We start from the raw sequence: 16,754 nt of genomic DNA, 5'->3' as shown, positions 1-16,754 counted from the left end.
CTTCTCTACGGACGGATGCTGTGCGGACGGATGCGTGCGGACGAGTGCGCGGCTCTGCCCGGGCGGCGAGGGGTCAGTGGGTGGCGAGCGCCTCGGCGACGACGTCGAGCCCCTCGTTCAGGAGCTCGTCGCCGATCGACAGCGGCGGCAGGAACCGGATGACGTTGCCGTACGTGCCGCAGGTCAGCACGACGACGCCGGCGGAGATGCAGTGAGCGGCGACCGCCGCGGTGAGCGCCGCATCCGGCTCCCCCGTCGCGGGATCGACGAACTCGGCGGCGACCATCGCACCGCGACCGCGGACGTCGCCGATGCGCGGGTCCGCCGCCTGCAACTCGCCCAGGCGCTCGATCAGGATCTCGCCGAGCTGCTGCGCGCGCTCGATGAGGCCGTCGTTCTCGAACACGTCGATCGCGGCGAGCGCGGCGGCGCAGGCGACGGGGTTGCCGCCGTAGGTGCCGCCGAGGCCGCCCGCGTGCGATGCGTCCATGATCTCGGCGCGGCCCGTCACCGCAGCGAGCGGCAGGCCCCCCGCGATGCCCTTGGCCGTGGTGATGAGGTCGGGAACGATCCCCGACGCCTCGCACGCGAACATGGCACCCGTGCGGGCGAAGCCGGTCTGCACCTCGTCGGCGATGAAGACCACGCCGTTCTCTCGGCACCAGTCGACGAGCGCTTCGAGGAACCCATCGGCGGGGACGATGAACCCGCCCTCGCCCTGGATCGGCTCGATGATCACCGCGGCGACGTTCTCGGCGCCGATCTGCTTCTGGATCATCGCGATCGCGCGCTCCGCGGCTTCGGGTCCGCTGAGGTGGTCGTGGAACGGGTACGACATCGGTGCGCGGTAGACCTCGGAGGCGAACGGGCCGAAGCCGCTCTTGTACGGCATCGCCTTCGCCGTCAGCGCCATCGTGAGGTTCGTGCGCCCGTGGTACGCGTGGTCGAATGCGACCACTGCCTGTCGCCCGGTGTGCTTGCGGGCGATCTTCACGGCGTTCTCGACGGCCTCGGCCCCCGAGTTGAACAGCGCGCTCTTCTTGGCGTGGTCACCGGGGGTGATGCGGTTCAGCGCCTCGGCGACGGCGACGTAGGACTCGTACGGCGAGACCATGAAGCACGTGTGGGTGAACTGGGCGACCTGCGCCTGCACGGCCTCGACGATCTTCGGATGCGCGTTGCCGACGGTCGTGACGGCGATGCCCGAGCCGAGGTCGATGAAGGAGTTGTCGTCGGCGTCGACGATCACTCCCCCGCCGGCGGCGACAGCCGCGATCGGGGCGGTGTGGCCGACGCCCGCGGCGACGGCGTTCGCCTTGCGCGCGAGCAGCTCCTGGGACCGGGGACCGGGGATGGCGGTGACGAGGCGGCGCTCCTGGGGAAGCGCGGGTCCGCCGACGGTGGTGGTGATAGCCGCAGTGCTCATACCGGCGATGGTAGGCACGGGGACGCGCCGCTTGCACTCGCCGTGGGGTACATTCTCTATCGTCGGTTCGACACCGCGTACAAACACATCCGGGAGGGCCCGTGGAAGAGACCGTCGCCACGACGGTGCGGGCGCTGCTCGCCCGCGCCGACCTGCACCTGCGGCTGGCACTGGACGAGACCGAGCTCGAGCCCGGAGCCCTCGACGCGCCGGTGCGCTGGGTGCACAACTCCGACCTCGCCGATCCGACGCCGTTCCTCTCCGACGCCCTCGCGCTCATGACGACGGGCTCGCAGTTCGCCGGCGTCGACGACCCGGCGGTGTACGACGCGTATGTGCGGCGGCTGCGCGAACGCGGCGTGTGCGCACTGGGATTCGGCACGCACGTCGTCGCGGAGGGCATCCCGCCCCTTCTGGTCGACGCGTGCCGCGTGCAGCGGATGCCGCTGTTCGAGGTGCCCTACCGCACGCCGTTCATCGCCGTGGCGCGCGCGCACGCCGATGCGATCGCCGCCCAGGCGTACGCCCGGCGCAGCTGGGCGCTCGCCGCGCAGCGCGCGATCGCGCTGGCGGCTCTGAGACCCGACGGACTCGCGGCGACGCTCGCCGAGCTCGCCCGCCAGCTCGACGCCTGGGTGGGGCTGTTCGACGCCGCGGGAATGCTGACGCGCGAGCACCCGGCCGGGGCATTGGACGCCGACACCGCGGCGACGCTCGCCGACGAGGTGGCCGTCGTGCTGCGGCGGGGAGCGCGGGCCGGGTCGGCGGTGCGCACCGGGGCGACGCCGTTCACGCTGCAGACGCTGGGGCGCGGCGGCCACCTGCGCGGCGTGATCGCGATCGCCGCCGGCGAGCTCGACCAGGAGGGGCGCGGCCTCGTGACCTCGGTGATCGCGATGGCGGGGCTCGCGCTCGAGCAGAACGAGGGCCTGGCACGGGCGCGGGCGCTGCTGCGGTCGGGCATGGTGCAGTCGCTGCGGTCGGACGATCCGACCCTGGCCCGTCGCGTGGCGCGCGACATGTGGGGCGGCCTCCCGGCTGCGCCGGTGCTCGTGGCGATGACGGATGCCTCGGGCCGGCGCGATGCCGTCACGGAGTGGCTCGAGCTGCATGCCCACGAGCGCGGGGGGCGCCTCTTCTTCGGCCGGGACGAGGAGGGACTGGTCCTCGTCGTCCCCGTGCGCGGGGGCACCGGCGTGGAGGACCTCGAGTTGTTCGCCGCGCGATTCGACGTGCGCGTCGGGGTGAGCGATCCGACCGACTACGCGGCGTTCTCCCGCGCGATGCACGAGGCGGAGCTCGCGCTGCGCCGGGGCTCGTCACGCCTCTCGCGGTTCGCCGACGTCGCCGCGGCGGGAGTGCTCTCGGCGCTGGAGACCGACGCCGGACGCGCGTTGGCCCGGGCGGCGATCGCGCCACTGGCCGCGCACGACGAGACGGAGGGCACGACGCTCGTCGCCACAGTGCGGGCCTGGCTCGAGCACGACGCGCGCTTCGATGTCGCAGCCGCCGGCCTCGGCATCCATCGCCACACGATGCGCGCCCGGATCGCCCATGCTCAGCAGCTGCTGGGCGTCGACCTCGGCTCGTTCGCCGCGCGCGCCGAGCTGTGGGCGGCGCTGAAGGCGCTCGGCGACTAGCGGACCCGACCGCCGCGCACCGGCTCAGGCCGGCGCGTGGGCCTGCAGGAACTCGTACACGTCGGTGGTGTCCACCCCGGGGAACGCGCCGGTGGGCAGCGTCGCCAGCAGGGTGCGCGGGGTCTTCACGTTCGGCCACGCGTTCTCGCGCCACGCGTGCTCGAGCGCCGCGGGGGCGCGGCGGCAGCAGACCTCGGTCGCGTGCTTGGACACCGCACGGTTCACGGTGTCGCGCCCCAGGAACCACTTCGTGTCGTCGAAGCGCACGCCCACGCTGACCGAGTGCGCCCCTTCGCTGGACGCCTCGACCCGGGCCGTGCACCAGTAGGTGCCGTTGCCGGTGTCGGTGTACTGGTAGTAGGGGTTGAAGTGGTCGTCCACGTCGAACACCACCCGGCTGGTCCAGGTGCGGCAGCACATCTGCCCCTCGATGGCGCCGAGCCGGTCGGCGGGGAAGTTCACGTCGTCGTTCTCGTACGCCTTGGTGATGGTGCCCGACTCGTGCACCTTCAGGAAGTGCACCGGGATGTCGAGGTGCCGCGTGGCGAGGTTCGTGAACCGGTGCGCAGCCGTCTCGTACGAGACCGAGTACGCGTCGCGCAGGTCCTCGATCGAGATCGCCCGGTCCTTCTTGGCGTCCTGCAGGAACGGAACGACGTGCGCCTCCGGGATCAGCAGCGCCCCGGTCAGGTAGTTCGTCTCCACGCGCTGGCGGAGGAACTCCGCGTAGCTCGTCGGCTCGGAGTGACCGAGAAGCCGGCTGGACAGCGCCTGCAGCACGGCGGTGCGCGGATCGCCCTGGGCCGTCAGTCGACTCGACAGGTAGAGCCGGCCGTGGCGCAGGTCGGCGACGCTGCGGGTGGTCTGCGGCAGGTCGGGCACGTAGTGCAGGGTGAAGCCGAGATGCGCGGCGATGTCGGATGCGGTGCGCTGGGTGAGCGGCCCTCCGGGGTGGTCGACGGCCTTGAGGATGCCGCGGGCCGTCTCCTCCAGGTCGGCGAAGTAGTTGCCCTGCGTGCGCATGAGCCGGCGCAGCGCGACGTTCGCCCGTCGCGCCTCCTCGGGGGTCGCGGCCCGCTCGTCCTTGAGCCGGTCGATCTCGCCCTGCAGCGCCAGCAGCGCCTTGAGCACGTCGTCGGGCACCGTGCGCCCGATCCGGAACGGCGAGATCCCGAGCGAGCGGAACGTCTGCCCGGCCATCGCGCGCTGCAGCGACACCTCGAGCTGGGCGCGCTCGTCCAGCGGCTCGGACTCGAGCAGGGCGTCCAGCGTCGTTCCCAGAGCGCGGGCGATCGTCTGCAGGAGGGTGAGCTTGGGCTCGCGCCGCCCGTTCTCGATCATCGACAGCTGGCTGGGCGCACGCGAGACGGCCGCCGCGAGCTCGTCCAGCGTCATCGAGCGTGCGGTGCGCAGCTGCCGGATGCGCCGGCCGATCGTGAGGGCGTCCACCTCTTCATCGTCGTCGGACAGCACCGCGTCTTCGCGCTCGATCATCCCCGTCATCCGGCGATGATCTCACGAAAGCAGAACTTTCGCGAAACTTCACACCCCGATCCGTCACATCCGACCGTGGACTTCACACAGAGTGGATGTCACAGCCCCGCCGGCGACGGCATCCAATCCCCAGACGAAGGAGAACGCCATGACCTCCCCCACCATCCCCGGCCCCCTCCGGGCGGGCGACCAGGTCCAGACCGCGGCGCAGCTGCAGGAGAGCTGGGACACCGACCCGCGCTGGGACGGCATCGCGCGCACCTACACGGCCGAGGACGTCGTCCGGCTGCGCGGCAGCGTCCGCGAGGAGTCGACGCTGGCCCGCCGCGGCGCCGAAAGCCTGTGGAACCTGATCCACACCGAGGACTACGTCCGCGCACTGGGCGCCTACACCGGCGGCCAGGCCGTGCAGCAGGTGCGCGCGGGGCTGAAGGCCATCTACCTGTCCGGCTGGCAGGTGGCCGCCGACGGCAACCTGGCAGGACAGACCTACCCCGACCAGAGTCTGTACCCCGCCAACTCGGTGCCGGCGGTCGTGCGCCGGATCAACAACGCGCTGCTGCGGCAGGACCAGCTCGAGCACGCCGAGGGCGAGATCACGCAGGACTGGCTGGCCCCGATCGTGGCCGACGCCGAGGCCGGGTTCGGCGGGCCGCTGAACGCCTACGAGCTGGCGCACGCGATGATCCAGGCCGGCGCGGCCGGCATCCACTGGGAGGATCAGCTGGCCAGCGAGAAGAAGTGCGGCCACCTCGGCGGCAAGGTCCTGGTGCCCACTCAGCAGCACATCCGCACCCTGAACGCCGCGCGGCTGGCCGCCGACGTCGCCGGGGTGCCGACGGTGATGATCGCGCGCACCGACGCCCTGGCGGCCGACCTCATCACGAGCGACGTCGACGAGCGCGACCGGGCGTTCCTCACCGGCGAGCGCACCGCCGAGGGCTTCCACCGGGTGCGCCCGGGCGTCGAGCCGGTGATCTCCCGCGGCCTCGCGTTCGCGCCGTACGCCGACCTGCTGTGGGTGGAGACCGGCGAACCCGACATCGAACTCGCCCGCGAGTTCGCGAACGCCGTGCACGCGCAGTTCCCGGGGAAGAAGCTCGCGTACAACTGCTCGCCCAGCTTCAACTGGAAGAGCCACCTGGACGACGCGCAGATCGCACGCTTCCAGGACGACCTGGCCGAACTGGGCTACGCCTTCCAGTTCATCACCCTGGCCGGCTTCCACGCCCTGAACCACTCCATGTTCGACCTCGCCCGCGGGTACGCCGAGCGCGCCATGAGCGCGTACGTCGACCTGCAGGAGGCGGAGTTCGCCGCGGAACGCCACGGCTACACCGCCACGAAGCATCAGCGCGAGGCCGGAACCGGCTACTTCGACGTGGTCTCGCAGGCGCTCAACCCCGACAGCGCCACGCTCGCCCTCGCCGGCTCCACCGAGGCCGCGCAGTTCCACTGACCCCACACGACAAGGACTGATCATGAGCACCACCACGGACATCCCACCCACGACGAATCCGATCCCTACCACCGCGCACGAGCCGGCGATCCAGATCGTCGGGCCGATGCGCGAGCGGTACGACCAGATCCTCACCCCGGACGCCATCGCGTTCCTCACCGAGCTGCACCACCGCTTCGCCGGACGCCGGCACGACCGGCTCGCCGAGCGCCTGCGTCGCCGGTTCGAGATCGGCAACGGCCACGACCCGCAGTTCCGGGACGACACCGCGCACATCCGCCAGGACCCGGACTGGCGCGTCGCCGGAACCGCCCCCGGCCTGGAGGACCGCCGCGTCGAGATCACCGGGCCGACCGACCCGAAGATGACCATCAACGCGCTGAACTCCGGCGCTCGCGTGTGGCTGGCCGACCAGGAGGACGCGACGAGCCCCACCTGGCGCAACGTCATCGAGGGGCAGCTGTCGCTGTCCGACGCGATCCGCGGGCGCCTGCGCTTCACCAGCCCCGCCACCGACACCGCGCCCGCCAAGGAATACCGCGTGACCGCCGAGCACACCCCGACGATCGTGATGCGTCCCCGCGGCTGGCATCTGGTCGAGGAGCACATCCGCTTCACCGACCGGACCGGCCGGCGGATGGCGGCATCCGGTTCGCTCGTCGACTTCGGGCTGTACTTCTTCCACAATGCGCAGGCTCTGATCGAGGGCGGCACCGGCCCGTACTTCTACCTGCCGAAGCTGGAGAGCTCCGAAGAGGCCAAGCTGTGGGACGACGTGTTCCGCTTCAGCGAGCAGCGTCTGGGCATCGCGCACGGCACGATCCGCGCCACCGTGCTGATCGAGACGCTGCCGGCGGCGTTCGAGATGGAGGAGATCCTGTTCGAGCTGCGCGATCACTGCGCGGGCCTGAACGCGGGACGCTGGGACTACATCTTCTCGATCATCAAGAACTACCGCGGACGAGGGGCGCGCTTCGTGCTGCCGGACCGCAGCGAGGTCACGATGACGGTGCCGTTCATGCGCGCATACACCGAGCTGCTGGTGCAGACCTGCCACCGGCGGGGGGCGTTCGCGATCGGCGGGATGAGCGCGTTCATCCCGAACCGGCGCGACCCGGAGGTGACGGCGCAGGCGCTGCAGAAGGTCGCCGCCGACAAGAACCGCGAGGCCGGAGACGGGTTCGACGGCACGTGGGTGGCCCACCCCGATCTGATCCCGGCCGCGCAGGCCGAGTTCGACGCGGTGCTGGGCGAGCGGCCGAACCAGATCGACCGGCAGCGCGACGACGTCGAGGTGACGGCCGCGCAGCTGATCGATCTGCGCATCGGACGGCCGATCACCGAGGCGGGCGTGCAAGGCAACGTGTCGGTCGGGATCCGCTACATCGAGGCGTGGCTGCGCGGGCAGGGCGCCGTCGCCATCGACAACCTGATGGAGGATGCCGCGACCGCCGAGATCTCGCGCTCGCAGATCTGGCAGTGGATCCATCAGGATCGTGAGACGGCCGAGGGCACGCCGATCACCCGGGAATGGGTCTCGGAGCTCGTCGACGAGGTGCTGGCCTCGGCCGAGCGCTTCGACGGCGATCGGTTCGACGACGCGGCAGAGGTGTTCCGCGAGGTCGCGCTGCACGAGGAGTTCCCGGCGTTCCTGACCCAGGGCGCATACTCGCGGTTCCTGGTCGAGAAGGGCTGAGGGCCTCCCCGAGCGAGCCAGCCCCAGGTCCCTGAGCGAGCCCCCAGGTCCCTGAGCGAGCGAAGCGAGACGAAGGGCCGGATGCTGACGGACCCGCCATCCACCGGCCCTTCGTCTCGTCGCTGCGCTCCTCGCTCAGGGACCTATGGCCTTCGCGGCCGACGAGGTCTGCAGCAGGGCGAGCAGCGCATCGGGAGCGGCGAACGCGCGGTGCGCGCGGTCGATCAGGCGGCGGCATCCGTCCAGCTCGACGGTGAGCGCGTCGCCGACATCCTGGATGAGGCCCGCGGGCGCAGCGACGAGCACGACATACCGCGACGCCGGGACGTCGCAGGCCGAGGCCGGAGTCGTCACGGTCGCCGCGGTCGCCGCGTCGAGCAGCGCGACGGCGGCCGCCTCATCGAGCACCGCGGCGCCGGTGAACGCGGGCGATGAGACCGAGGCATCCGGTCCGTCCGATGCGGGCGGTTCGCTCTCGTACCGGCACAGGGTCAGCGCGCGGGGCTCGAGCAGCTGAGGCACCGGGTCGGCGGCATGACCGAGCAGGATGAGGGGCGCGGCCGTCGTCGGGCATCCAGCGCGCCGTGCCGCGGCGGAGTCGATCAGCCGGTCCCGCTGGAAATGCTCATCGACCACGGTGAGTGCGTCGAGGGCCGCGAACACGGCGTCCGTCCGCGGCATCCCGCACCCTGTCGCAGGGTAGGCGACCCGGAGGTAGCTGCCGTCGGCGGCGCCCAGCCACAGCAGCGGGCCGGCGAATCCGATCGCCGGGCACGGCCCCGGCCAGCGCGGTTCGTCGGGCTCGGCCAGCGCCGCCACGAGCGGCGCGAGCTCGCCCGCGTAGCGGGTGAGGCGGGTGCCCGACCAGGTGCCCTGCGCATCGTCCTGCGTCGCGATGGGGTCGCAGAGGTAGGCGGCGTTCGGGGTGAAGTCGGCCGGGATCCCGCCCGGGGCGGGCCCGGCATCCTCGCCGCCGCAGCCCAGGGCCGACACCGGAGTGGCCCCGGGCCGCGGGGAGGCGAACGCACCCGGACCGCCCGCGCAGCCGGCGAGGACCAGCGCGAGCAGGCAGACCAGCACGACCCGCGCCCCCCGCATGCCGCCTCCTTCGTTCCGAGGAGCCTAGCCTGCGCGCCGCGTCACCGCGCGGGCGCGTGCAGAACTCCGGAGAACCTGGCACACAACCCGTCGATTCTGCCGGAACGGGCGTCGGGCGCAAGAATCTCCGGAGTTCTGCACGGACGGATGAGCCGCGCCCAGCCGGAACCTCCGGTGGCTCGCGTCAGCCGATCTCGCCGCCGGCGACGGTCTCGGCCAGGGCGTGCACCCGGGGCAGGTGGTGGGCGCCGTAGAAGTCCGCGAGCGTCAGGCGCGCAGCATCCTTCTCCCCCTCCGTCTCGTGGGCGAGCACCGCGGCGACGGCCAGCGCATGCATCCACCCTCCGGCCAGCACACCCAGCAGCATGAGGTACGGCACGCTGACCGCGGCGGCGTCGCGCGGGGCCGAGGCGAACGAGAGCACGGATGCCGTGGCCCGCCGGGTCGCCTCGACCGCACGCTCCAGCCGCTCGGCCGTGCGCTGCGCGACCGGATGCGTGCTCATGCGCAGCCGCGCGGTCGTCTCCTCGATGCGGGCCACGAGCGCGTCGACCGTCCCGCCGCCGTTGCGGATCACCTTGCGACCGATGAGGTCATTGGACTGGATCGCGGTGGTGCCCTCGTAGATCGGCATGATCCGGGCGTCGCGGTAGTGCTGGGCGGCTCCGGTCTCTTCGATGAAGCCCATGCCGCCGTGCACCTGGATGGCGTCGCTGGTGATCTGCACGGCGTCCTCGGTGGTCCAGCCCTTCAGGATCGGCACGAAGAACTCGGCGAGCGCCGTCTCGTCTCCGTCGAAGAGATCGGCGACGTACACGTCCAGCGCGCGCATCGCGAAGATCTCGCTGCCCATCGACAGCAGCAGCCGCCGCACGTCGGGGTGCTCGGCGATCGAGGTGCCGGCGGGGCGGTCGAGCACCGGCCCCTGCAGCCGTGCGGCGGCATAGGCGGCGGCCTGCTGGTAGGCGCGATCGGCGATGCCGGTCGCCTGGAAGCCCATCCCGGTGCGGGCGGAGTTCATCATCACGAACATGCCGGCAAGTCCCCCGCCGACCTCGCCGACGAGGTGTCCGGTGGCCCCTTCGTAGGCGAGCACGCAGGTCGGCGAGCCGTGGATGCCGAGCTTGTGCTCGATCGTGACGGTCGTGATCGCGTTGCGGTCGCCGAGCGAGTCGTCGTCGTTCATGAGGAATTTCGGGGCGACGAACAGCGACAGCCCCTTGGCGCCGGCCGGGGCATCCGGGGTGCGCGCGAGTACGAGGTGGACGATGTTCTCGGCGACGTCGTGATCACCCCACGTGATGAAGATCTTCTGACCGGTGATCGACCAGGTGCCGTCCTCGCGCGGGGTGGCCATCGTGCGGATCGCGCCCAGGTCGGTGCCGGCATCCGGCTCGGTGAGGTTCATCGTGCCGGTCCAGCGGCCCGAGACGAGCTTGGTCAGGTAGGTCTCGCGCAGTTCGTCGGATGCGGCGGCATCCAGCGCGTGGATCTGCCCGGCCGTGAGCAGCCAGCACAGGGCGAAGGCCGCGTTCGAGGCGTTCCAGATCTCGCCGAGTCCGGCGCGCACCGCACCGGGAAGGCCGTCGCCGCCCGCCGAGGCCGGAGCCTCGGCGGTGATCCAGCCGGCCTCCACGAACGCCTGGTACGCCTCGGCGAACCCCTCGGGCAGACGCACCTGACCGTCGACCAGCTGCGCGCCGACGCGGTCGCCGACCGCCTCGAGCGGGGCGAGGACGGATGCGGCGAACTCGCCGGCGCCGGCGATGATCTCCACCGCGTCCTGGGCCGACAGCTCGCCGCCGGTGGCGCGGTCGACCAGGTCGAGGCCGAACGCCTCGCCGTACAGGAAGGCGTAGTCGTCGACGGGCGGGTCGTAGGCGGATGCGGCGGCCATCGGGATCTCCTCGCGGTATGGGACTCAGACCCAGTCTACGCGGTACTGAGTCTCACGACCAGGGCGGGTGCGGCATCCCGCCTCGCGGCGGCGGCGCGGGGTGGCGGCGGCGGCGCGGCGCGGGGTGGCGGCGGGGGTGGCGCGGCGAGTGCACATCAAATTCTCCACTGCACATCAAACCGGACCGAAACTCATGTGCACCCGGCCAAATCGTACGATCTCGAGGGAGGGGAGGGGGATACCATTTCAGGGTGACCGAACGCGCCCGAAAGCCGCTGTCCCGCAAGCTGTCCGCCATCGCCGAGTCGGCGACCCTCAAGGTCGACGCGAAGGCCAAGGCGCTGAAGGCGCAGGGCAAGCCCGTCATCTCCTACGCCGCCGGCGAGCCCGATTTCGCCACCCCGCCGTTCATCGTGGATGCCGCGGCCGAGGCGCTGCGCGACCCGAAGAACTTCCGCTACTCCCCCGCGGCGGGCCTGCCCGAGCTGCGCCAGGCGATCGCCGCGAAGACGCTGCGCGACTCGGGTCTGGACGTCGACCCGGCCCAGGTCGTGGTCACCAACGGCGGCAAGCAGGCCGTCTACCAGGCGTTCCAGGCGGTCGTGAACCCCGGCGACGAGGTGCTGCTGCCCGCGCCCTACTGGACCACGTATCCCGAGGCGATCGCCCTGGCCGACGGCACGCCGGTCGAGGTGTTCGCCGGCGCCGACCAGGACTACAAGGTCACGGTCGAACAGCTCGAGGCCGCCCGCACCGCGCGGACGACCGCGCTGGTGTTCGTGTCGCCGTCCAACCCGACCGGCTCGGTGTACACCCGCGACGAGACGCGCGCGATCGGGCAGTGGGCGCTCGAGCACGGCATCTGGGTCATCACGGACGAGATCTACCAGAACCTCGTCTACGACGGCGTGCAGGCGGTCTCGATCGTCGAGGCGGTGCCCGAGGTCGCCGACCAGACGATCCTGGTCAACGGCGTCGCCAAGACCTACGCGATGACCGGCTGGCGGCTGGGCTGGATGGTCGGCCCGCGCGATGCGATCACGCTGGCCGCCAACCTGCAGTCGCACCTGTCCAGCAACGTCAACAACATCGCCCAGCGGGCGGCCGTCGCCGCGCTGAACGGCCCGCAGGACGAGGCCGAGGGGTTCCGCCAGGCATTCGACCGGCGCCGGAAGCTGATCGTGGCGGAGCTGTCGAAGATCGACGGGATGACGGTGCCGACCCCCCGCGGCGCGTTCTACGTGTACCCGGACGTGCGGGGGCTGCTCGGCCGGCAATGGGCCGGGCAGACGCCGACGACGTCGCTCGAGCTGGCCGACCTCATCCTGGACGAGACCGAGGTGGCCGTGGTGCCGGGCGAGGCGTTCGGCCCGAGCGGCTATCTGCGCCTGTCGTACGCGCTGGGCGACGACCAGCTGTTCGAGGGCGTGCGGCGGCTGCAGCGACTCTTCGCGTAGCGGACGGGATGCCGCGGACCGGTCGCCGCGCGGTCCCTGAACGAGCGGAGCGAGGTCAGCGGTAGACGGCCTTGATCTTCAGGAAGTTGCCGAGCGCCTCGGGTCCGTGCTCGCGGCCGAGGCCCGAGGCCTTGTAGCCGCCGAACGGCAGCGCGAGGTCGGGCTGGTAGCCGTTGATGCCGATCGTCCCGGTCTCGATGCGGCGCGCGATGCGCAGCGCCCGCTCGTCGTCGGCGCTGAAGACCGCGCCGCCGAGCCCGTAGGCGGTGTCGTTGGCGAGGGCGACGGCGTCCTCGTCGGTGTCGTACGGCGCGACGATCACGACCGGGCCGAAGACCTCCTCCTGCGCGAGCGGACCGGCGTGGTCGACATCGGCCATGATCGTCGGCTCGTAGAAGAACCCCTCCGCACCCGGCAGGTCGCGTCCGCCGGTGACCACACGCGCCCCGGCCGCGGTGCCGGCCTCCACATATCCGCGCACCCGGGTGCGGATCCGCTCCGACACGAGCGGCCCCTGCTCGGTCGCCGCGTCGCGCGGATCGCCGAGGATGAGCCCCTGCGCCACCTCGGCGAGCCCCTGGGTGAATTCGTCCAGCCGCGTCCGCGGCACGAGCACCCGGGAGAGCAGGAAGCAGGTCTGGCCGCTGTTCATGAACGAGAGGCCCTTCAGCGCGGCGAGCGTCTGCGCGGCGTCGGCGTCATCCAGCACGACTGCCGGCGACTTGCCGCCGAGCTCGAGCGTGACCGGGATGAGCCGCTCGCCGCACCGTGCGGCGATCACTCGCCCGGCCGCCGTCGACCCGGTGAATGCGATCTTGTCCACGCCGGGATGGTCCACCAGCGCGGCTCCGGTCTCGCGCCCGCCGGTCACGACGTTGATCACGCCCGGCGGCAGTCCGATCGCCTCGGCCGCGGCGGCGAACGCGAACGCGTCCAGCGGGGTCTCGGCGGCGGGCTTGACCACCACCGCGCAGCCGACGGCCAGCGCCGGCGCGAGCTTGGCCGACAGCAGCGACTGCGGGTAGTTCCACGGCACGATCAGCCCGCACACCCCGACCGGCTCGGTGCGCACCAGCGAGGATCCCGGGCGGCCGGTGTGGGCGCGTTCCTGCTCCGGCTCGAACGCCTCGGCGATGTCGGCGTAGTAGCGCAGGTGCGCGGCGGGCATCCACCCGCTGAGCACCCGGGTCATCGTGAGGGGCTGACCGTTCTCGCTCGTCACGAGCTCGGCTGTCGCGTCCCCGCGGCGCTGCAGCTCGTCGGCGAGGCGGCGCATCCACCCGGCACGCTCCGCAGGCGCCAGGCGCGGCCAGGGCCCGTGGTCGAACGCGGCGCGGGCCGAGCTCACCGCCGCATCGACGTCGGCCGCGTTCCCGTCGAGCGCCGTTCCCACGATGCTCCGGTCGTACGGGTTCTGCACGGTGATCCGCCCGGTCGCGGACGCCGGCATCCACCGCCCGCCGGCGTAGATCGCGTCGGCGCGGGTCTGGTGGTCGATCGTGGTGCTCACGGCATCCCTCTTCCTACGAGCCCTCCACATACACCAGGGCGTTCTTGTATTCGCCGATCGGGATGACCCCGACCGGCACCGGCTCGATCCGGATGCGCACGCGCAGCAGCTGCCGCACCGCCTCCTCGGCGGCGGCCAGGACGTCGGCGGCGCCGTCTGCTCCCGTCCCGTCGCGCAGCTCGGCCTGCAGGGGCAGCGGGTCGTCGAACCGCACCTGCTGGGCCGTCTCCTTGCGGATGCGCATCGACCCGGTCAGGACATCGGATGCCACGTCCAGCACCACGTCGCGGATGGCGGTCGGGTACACGTTCATGGCCTTGTAGATGAGCATGTCGTCGGTGCGGCCTACGCAGCGCACCGTCGGAGCCGTGCGGCCGCACGCGCACCGTGTGCCGGTCACGACGAACTGGTCGCGGGAGCGGAACCGGACCACGGCCGAGGCCTCGCGGGTGAGGGTGGTGTAGACGGCTTCGCCGGTCGCCCCCTGCTCCCACGGCACGTGCTCCAGAGTGACCGGGTCGACCAGCTCGACCATCACGTCGGGGGCGGCGGTGAAGTGCATGCCGTTGCCGACATGGCACTCCGCCCACATCGCGGGCAGCACGTCGCCGAGCCCCATGAACTCGCTGACCCGGGTGGCGCCCCAGGCATCCAGCATCCCCTGCCGGATGTGCGGGACGCCCGCGCCCGGCTCTCCGCCCGCGATGATCGTGCGCACCGAGAGGTCGGTGGCCGGCACGCCCAGCTCCTCTTCGCATCGGCGGGCGAAGTGCGGGACGAAGGATGCCGTACCCACGAGCACGTTCAGCTGCAGGCGCTGCATCGACATGGTCATGCGCGAGCTGGTCTGCCCGCCGATCCAGGCCAGGCCGCCGCCGGCGGCGCGGATGCCGTCGGCATAGGGGAGCCCGCCGGCCACGATCGCCATCCCGGTGGTGTGGGCGACGCGGGCGCCGGGCGCGACGCCGGCGGTGCGGTAGGCGTTGCCGATGCCGGCGGTCCAGCGGCGCAGGTCGTTCGCCGTGAGCCCGAAGAAGACCGGGGCGCCGGTCGTGCCCGACGAGCTGGCGAACTGCACCAGCTCGTCCGCGCCGACCAGCTGGAACGCGCCGAGGGGGCGGTCCGGGATCGTCTCGGCCTGCGCCGCGCGCAGGTCCTCCTTGAGCGTGAGCGGCACGTCCGACAAGTCCTGCTCGGAGCGGATGGCCTCCGGCGCCGTGCGCAGCCGCTCCCGCCACACCTCGTGCCCACGCAGCCGCTGCAGCATCTCGGTGAACGCCCGCCGCTGCTGTTCCTGCTGCACCGCCCAGGGGGTCGTGTCGACCTCCGGTGCGAACAGCTGCTCGGCGGGTGCGACGAGGGATGTCGTCATGGAATCGGTACCTCCGGGAACGGGCGGGGCGACGGGCCGTGAACCGGCCGCGCATCTCCACTATCGGCATCCGTCGCCGACACCGCGGCCCCGCTTCCGCACGGTGGGAGACAAGTCGTGTCCTGCTCACTGAACACCCCGTCCCGGCCCGGCGCGGTCACGGCGCGCCGGTCTCGATCGCCCGGGTGATCTGGGCCGCCGCGGCGCGCACCATCTCCACGTAGTCCTCGAGGTGGTGCTCCTCCAGATTCAGGACGATCCCGACCGCAGCGACCACCCGGTCCTGCGCGTCGAAGACGGGAGCGGCCACGCCTCCGGTGTCGACGGTGACCTGCCGGGTGGTGATCAGCCACTTCTGCTCTCGGATCGTGCGGAACTCGGCCCGCAGGACAGCCGGATCGGTGACGGTGTACGGCGTGCGCACCTCGAGCGGAGCCGCGAGGAACGCGTCCTGCGTGTGCGCGTCGGCGTAGGCCAGCAGGATGCGGCCGGTCGCGGTCATGTGCAGCGGCATCCGGCCGCCGATCCGGTTGCTGCGCACGCCGCCGTGCGCCGTGCGCAGCGATTCGACGTACACGCCGTCGAATCCGTCGCGGACCGAGAGGTGCACGACCAGGACGCGCAGCATCCGGTGCAGCCGCAGCAGCGCCGGCAGAGCCCGCTCGCGCAGCCGGAGCGCGACGGTGGAGGATGCCGCCAGCTCCACCATCTTGGTGGCCAGCCGGTAGCGTCCGTGCTCGGTGCGCTCGACGGCGCCCCAGTCGATGAGCTCGTGCATGAGCCGGTGGGTCGTCGTCATGCTCAGCCCCGAGCGCCGGCTGATCTCGGCCATGCTCAGCGGCTCGGGCTCGCCCCGGAACACCTCCAGGGTGGCCAGCACCCGGCCCGCCGCGGTGTACTTGACCCGGCCGGCGGCGCCCATGGGCGTGCGGTCGGGATCACCGGTGTCGTCGGGGCTGCCCGTGTCACCCGTGTCACCCGTGTCACCCTCATCGTCGGCGGCCACGCCGGTCACCGCATCCCCCATCGTCGGTCCTCCTGCCCGTCCCCGCCGACAGCAGCGCCGCCCGCTGCGCCGACAGTAACGCGGGTGCACGCGCGATGTGCGCGGCTTCCGCCCGGCGGAATATCGGATGTTCGGCGCCGGGGCCGCCAATAGCCTGCCCTCGACCGGGCGCGGGCCCGGCGAGAGCAGAGGAGGCGGGAATGCCGATCATGGCGCTCGTGGAATTCCGGATCGTGCCCGAGCGCGCCGACGCGGCGCGGGAGGTGTTCGACCGGATGCTCGCCCAGACCCGCGCCTTCCCCGGCGCGGAGCGGATCGAATGGCTGCAGGACCGCGAGGATCCGACGGTCTGGACGCTCTACGAGCAGTGGGCCGATGCCGAGTCCGAACTCGCCTACCGGGCGTTCCGCGGCGCAGAGGGCGCGGTCCCCGAGCTGGCCGAGATCATCGCCGGCCGCCCCGGTCTGCGCCGGTTCGATCCGGTGGATTTCTGATCTCAGGCCGCCTGAAATGGGAATGGCCCTTTTCATTGGCACTCGATGCCAGTAAGCTCACTGCCACCGCGAGGACGCGGCATCCGCTTCAGAGAGGAAGAGGCCATGGAGAACACCACCGCACCCGAGAGCACCGCCGCCGAGGTCGAGACGGAATCGCTGGTCGAAGAGGTGTCGATCGACGGCATGTGCGGCGTCTACTGAG

General features: G+C 71.9%; 13 protein-coding genes. 6 read left to right on the top strand and 7 right to left on the bottom strand.

Features of this window, described 5'->3' with window-relative positions; genetic code table 11:
• Positions 1-73 precede the first annotated feature (73 nt).
• On the bottom strand, positions 74-1,426 hold the full coding sequence (gene gabT / locus AC0L6F_RS14640) for a 4-aminobutyrate--2-oxoglutarate transaminase (protein ID WP_473538436.1): 1,353 nt from the start codon (positions 1,424-1,426) through the stop codon (positions 74-76).
• A gap of 101 nt (positions 1,427-1,527) precedes the next feature.
• Here gabT and AC0L6F_RS14635 point away from each other — a divergent pair, with 101 nt between their 5' ends.
• Complete coding sequence (locus AC0L6F_RS14635) at positions 1,528-3,066, top strand: PucR family transcriptional regulator (RefSeq protein WP_473538435.1); 1,539 nt, start codon at positions 1,528-1,530, stop codon at positions 3,064-3,066.
• 24 nt (positions 3,067-3,090) lie between these two features.
• On the opposite strand, the gene AC0L6F_RS14630 is transcribed toward AC0L6F_RS14635, so the two are convergent.
• Positions 3,091-4,560 (bottom strand): helix-turn-helix domain-containing protein, encoded by a 1,470-nt coding sequence (locus AC0L6F_RS14630; RefSeq protein ID WP_473540012.1) that lies wholly within the window; start codon positions 4,558-4,560, stop codon positions 3,091-3,093.
• Between the two features lie 148 nt (positions 4,561-4,708).
• Here AC0L6F_RS14630 and aceA point away from each other — a divergent pair, with 148 nt between their 5' ends.
• Together aceA and aceB are read left to right on the top strand one after the other, a co-directional pair.
• Positions 4,709-6,019, top strand: coding sequence for an isocitrate lyase (gene aceA / locus AC0L6F_RS14625; protein ID WP_473538434.1), 1,311 nt, complete (start codon positions 4,709-4,711; stop codon positions 6,017-6,019).
• A 22-nt stretch (positions 6,020-6,041) separates the two neighbouring features.
• The gene (gene aceB, locus AC0L6F_RS14620; protein ID WP_473538433.1) at positions 6,042-7,715 is read left to right on the top strand and encodes a malate synthase A; all 1,674 of its coding nucleotides are present in this window, start codon (positions 6,042-6,044) and stop codon (positions 7,713-7,715) included.
• Between the two features lie 135 nt (positions 7,716-7,850).
• Here the strand turns inward: aceB and AC0L6F_RS14615 are convergent, their stop codons facing one another.
• Both AC0L6F_RS14615 and AC0L6F_RS14610 read right to left on the bottom strand, forming a co-directional pair.
• Complete coding sequence (locus tag AC0L6F_RS14615) at positions 7,851-8,813, bottom strand: hypothetical protein (protein WP_473538432.1); 963 nt, start codon at positions 8,811-8,813, stop codon at positions 7,851-7,853.
• Between the two features lie 184 nt (positions 8,814-8,997).
• Positions 8,998-10,710, bottom strand: a complete 1,713-nt coding sequence (locus tag AC0L6F_RS14610) for an acyl-CoA dehydrogenase (protein WP_473538431.1) — start codon at positions 10,708-10,710, stop codon at positions 8,998-9,000.
• A 251-nt stretch (positions 10,711-10,961) separates the two neighbouring features.
• Between AC0L6F_RS14610 and AC0L6F_RS14605 the strand changes: the two genes are divergently transcribed.
• Complete coding sequence (locus AC0L6F_RS14605; protein WP_473538430.1) at positions 10,962-12,167, top strand: pyridoxal phosphate-dependent aminotransferase; 1,206 nt, start codon at positions 10,962-10,964, stop codon at positions 12,165-12,167.
• 55 nt (positions 12,168-12,222) lie between these two features.
• Here AC0L6F_RS14605 and AC0L6F_RS14600 read toward each other — a convergent pair whose 3' ends face one another.
• The 3 genes from AC0L6F_RS14600 to AC0L6F_RS14590 form a co-directional block, all read right to left on the bottom strand.
• On the bottom strand, positions 12,223-13,677 hold the full coding sequence (locus AC0L6F_RS14600) for an aldehyde dehydrogenase (protein ID WP_473538429.1): 1,455 nt from the start codon (positions 13,675-13,677) through the stop codon (positions 12,223-12,225).
• A gap of 13 nt (positions 13,678-13,690) precedes the next feature.
• A complete protein-coding gene (locus AC0L6F_RS14595; RefSeq protein WP_274637293.1) occupies positions 13,691-15,049 on the bottom strand; it encodes an acyl-CoA synthetase family protein in 1,359 nt (452 codons plus the stop codon).
• 157 nt (positions 15,050-15,206) lie between these two features.
• Complete coding sequence (locus AC0L6F_RS14590; protein ID WP_473538428.1) at positions 15,207-16,076, bottom strand: IclR family transcriptional regulator; 870 nt, start codon at positions 16,074-16,076, stop codon at positions 15,207-15,209.
• 179 nt (positions 16,077-16,255) lie between these two features.
• Between AC0L6F_RS14590 and AC0L6F_RS14585 the strand changes: the two genes are divergently transcribed.
• On the top strand, positions 16,256-16,549 hold the full coding sequence (locus AC0L6F_RS14585) for a putative quinol monooxygenase (protein ID WP_473538427.1): 294 nt from the start codon (positions 16,256-16,258) through the stop codon (positions 16,547-16,549).
• Between the two features lie 105 nt (positions 16,550-16,654).
• Entirely contained in the window at positions 16,655-16,753 is a 99-nt protein-coding gene (mftA, locus tag AC0L6F_RS14580; protein WP_259611423.1) for a mycofactocin precursor MftA, read from the top strand.
• Position 16,754: the final 1 nt, after the last annotated feature.

The organism is Microbacterium sp. G2-16M (genome assembly GCF_055809115.1).
This window is presented reverse-complemented; position numbering and strand designations above follow the sequence as displayed.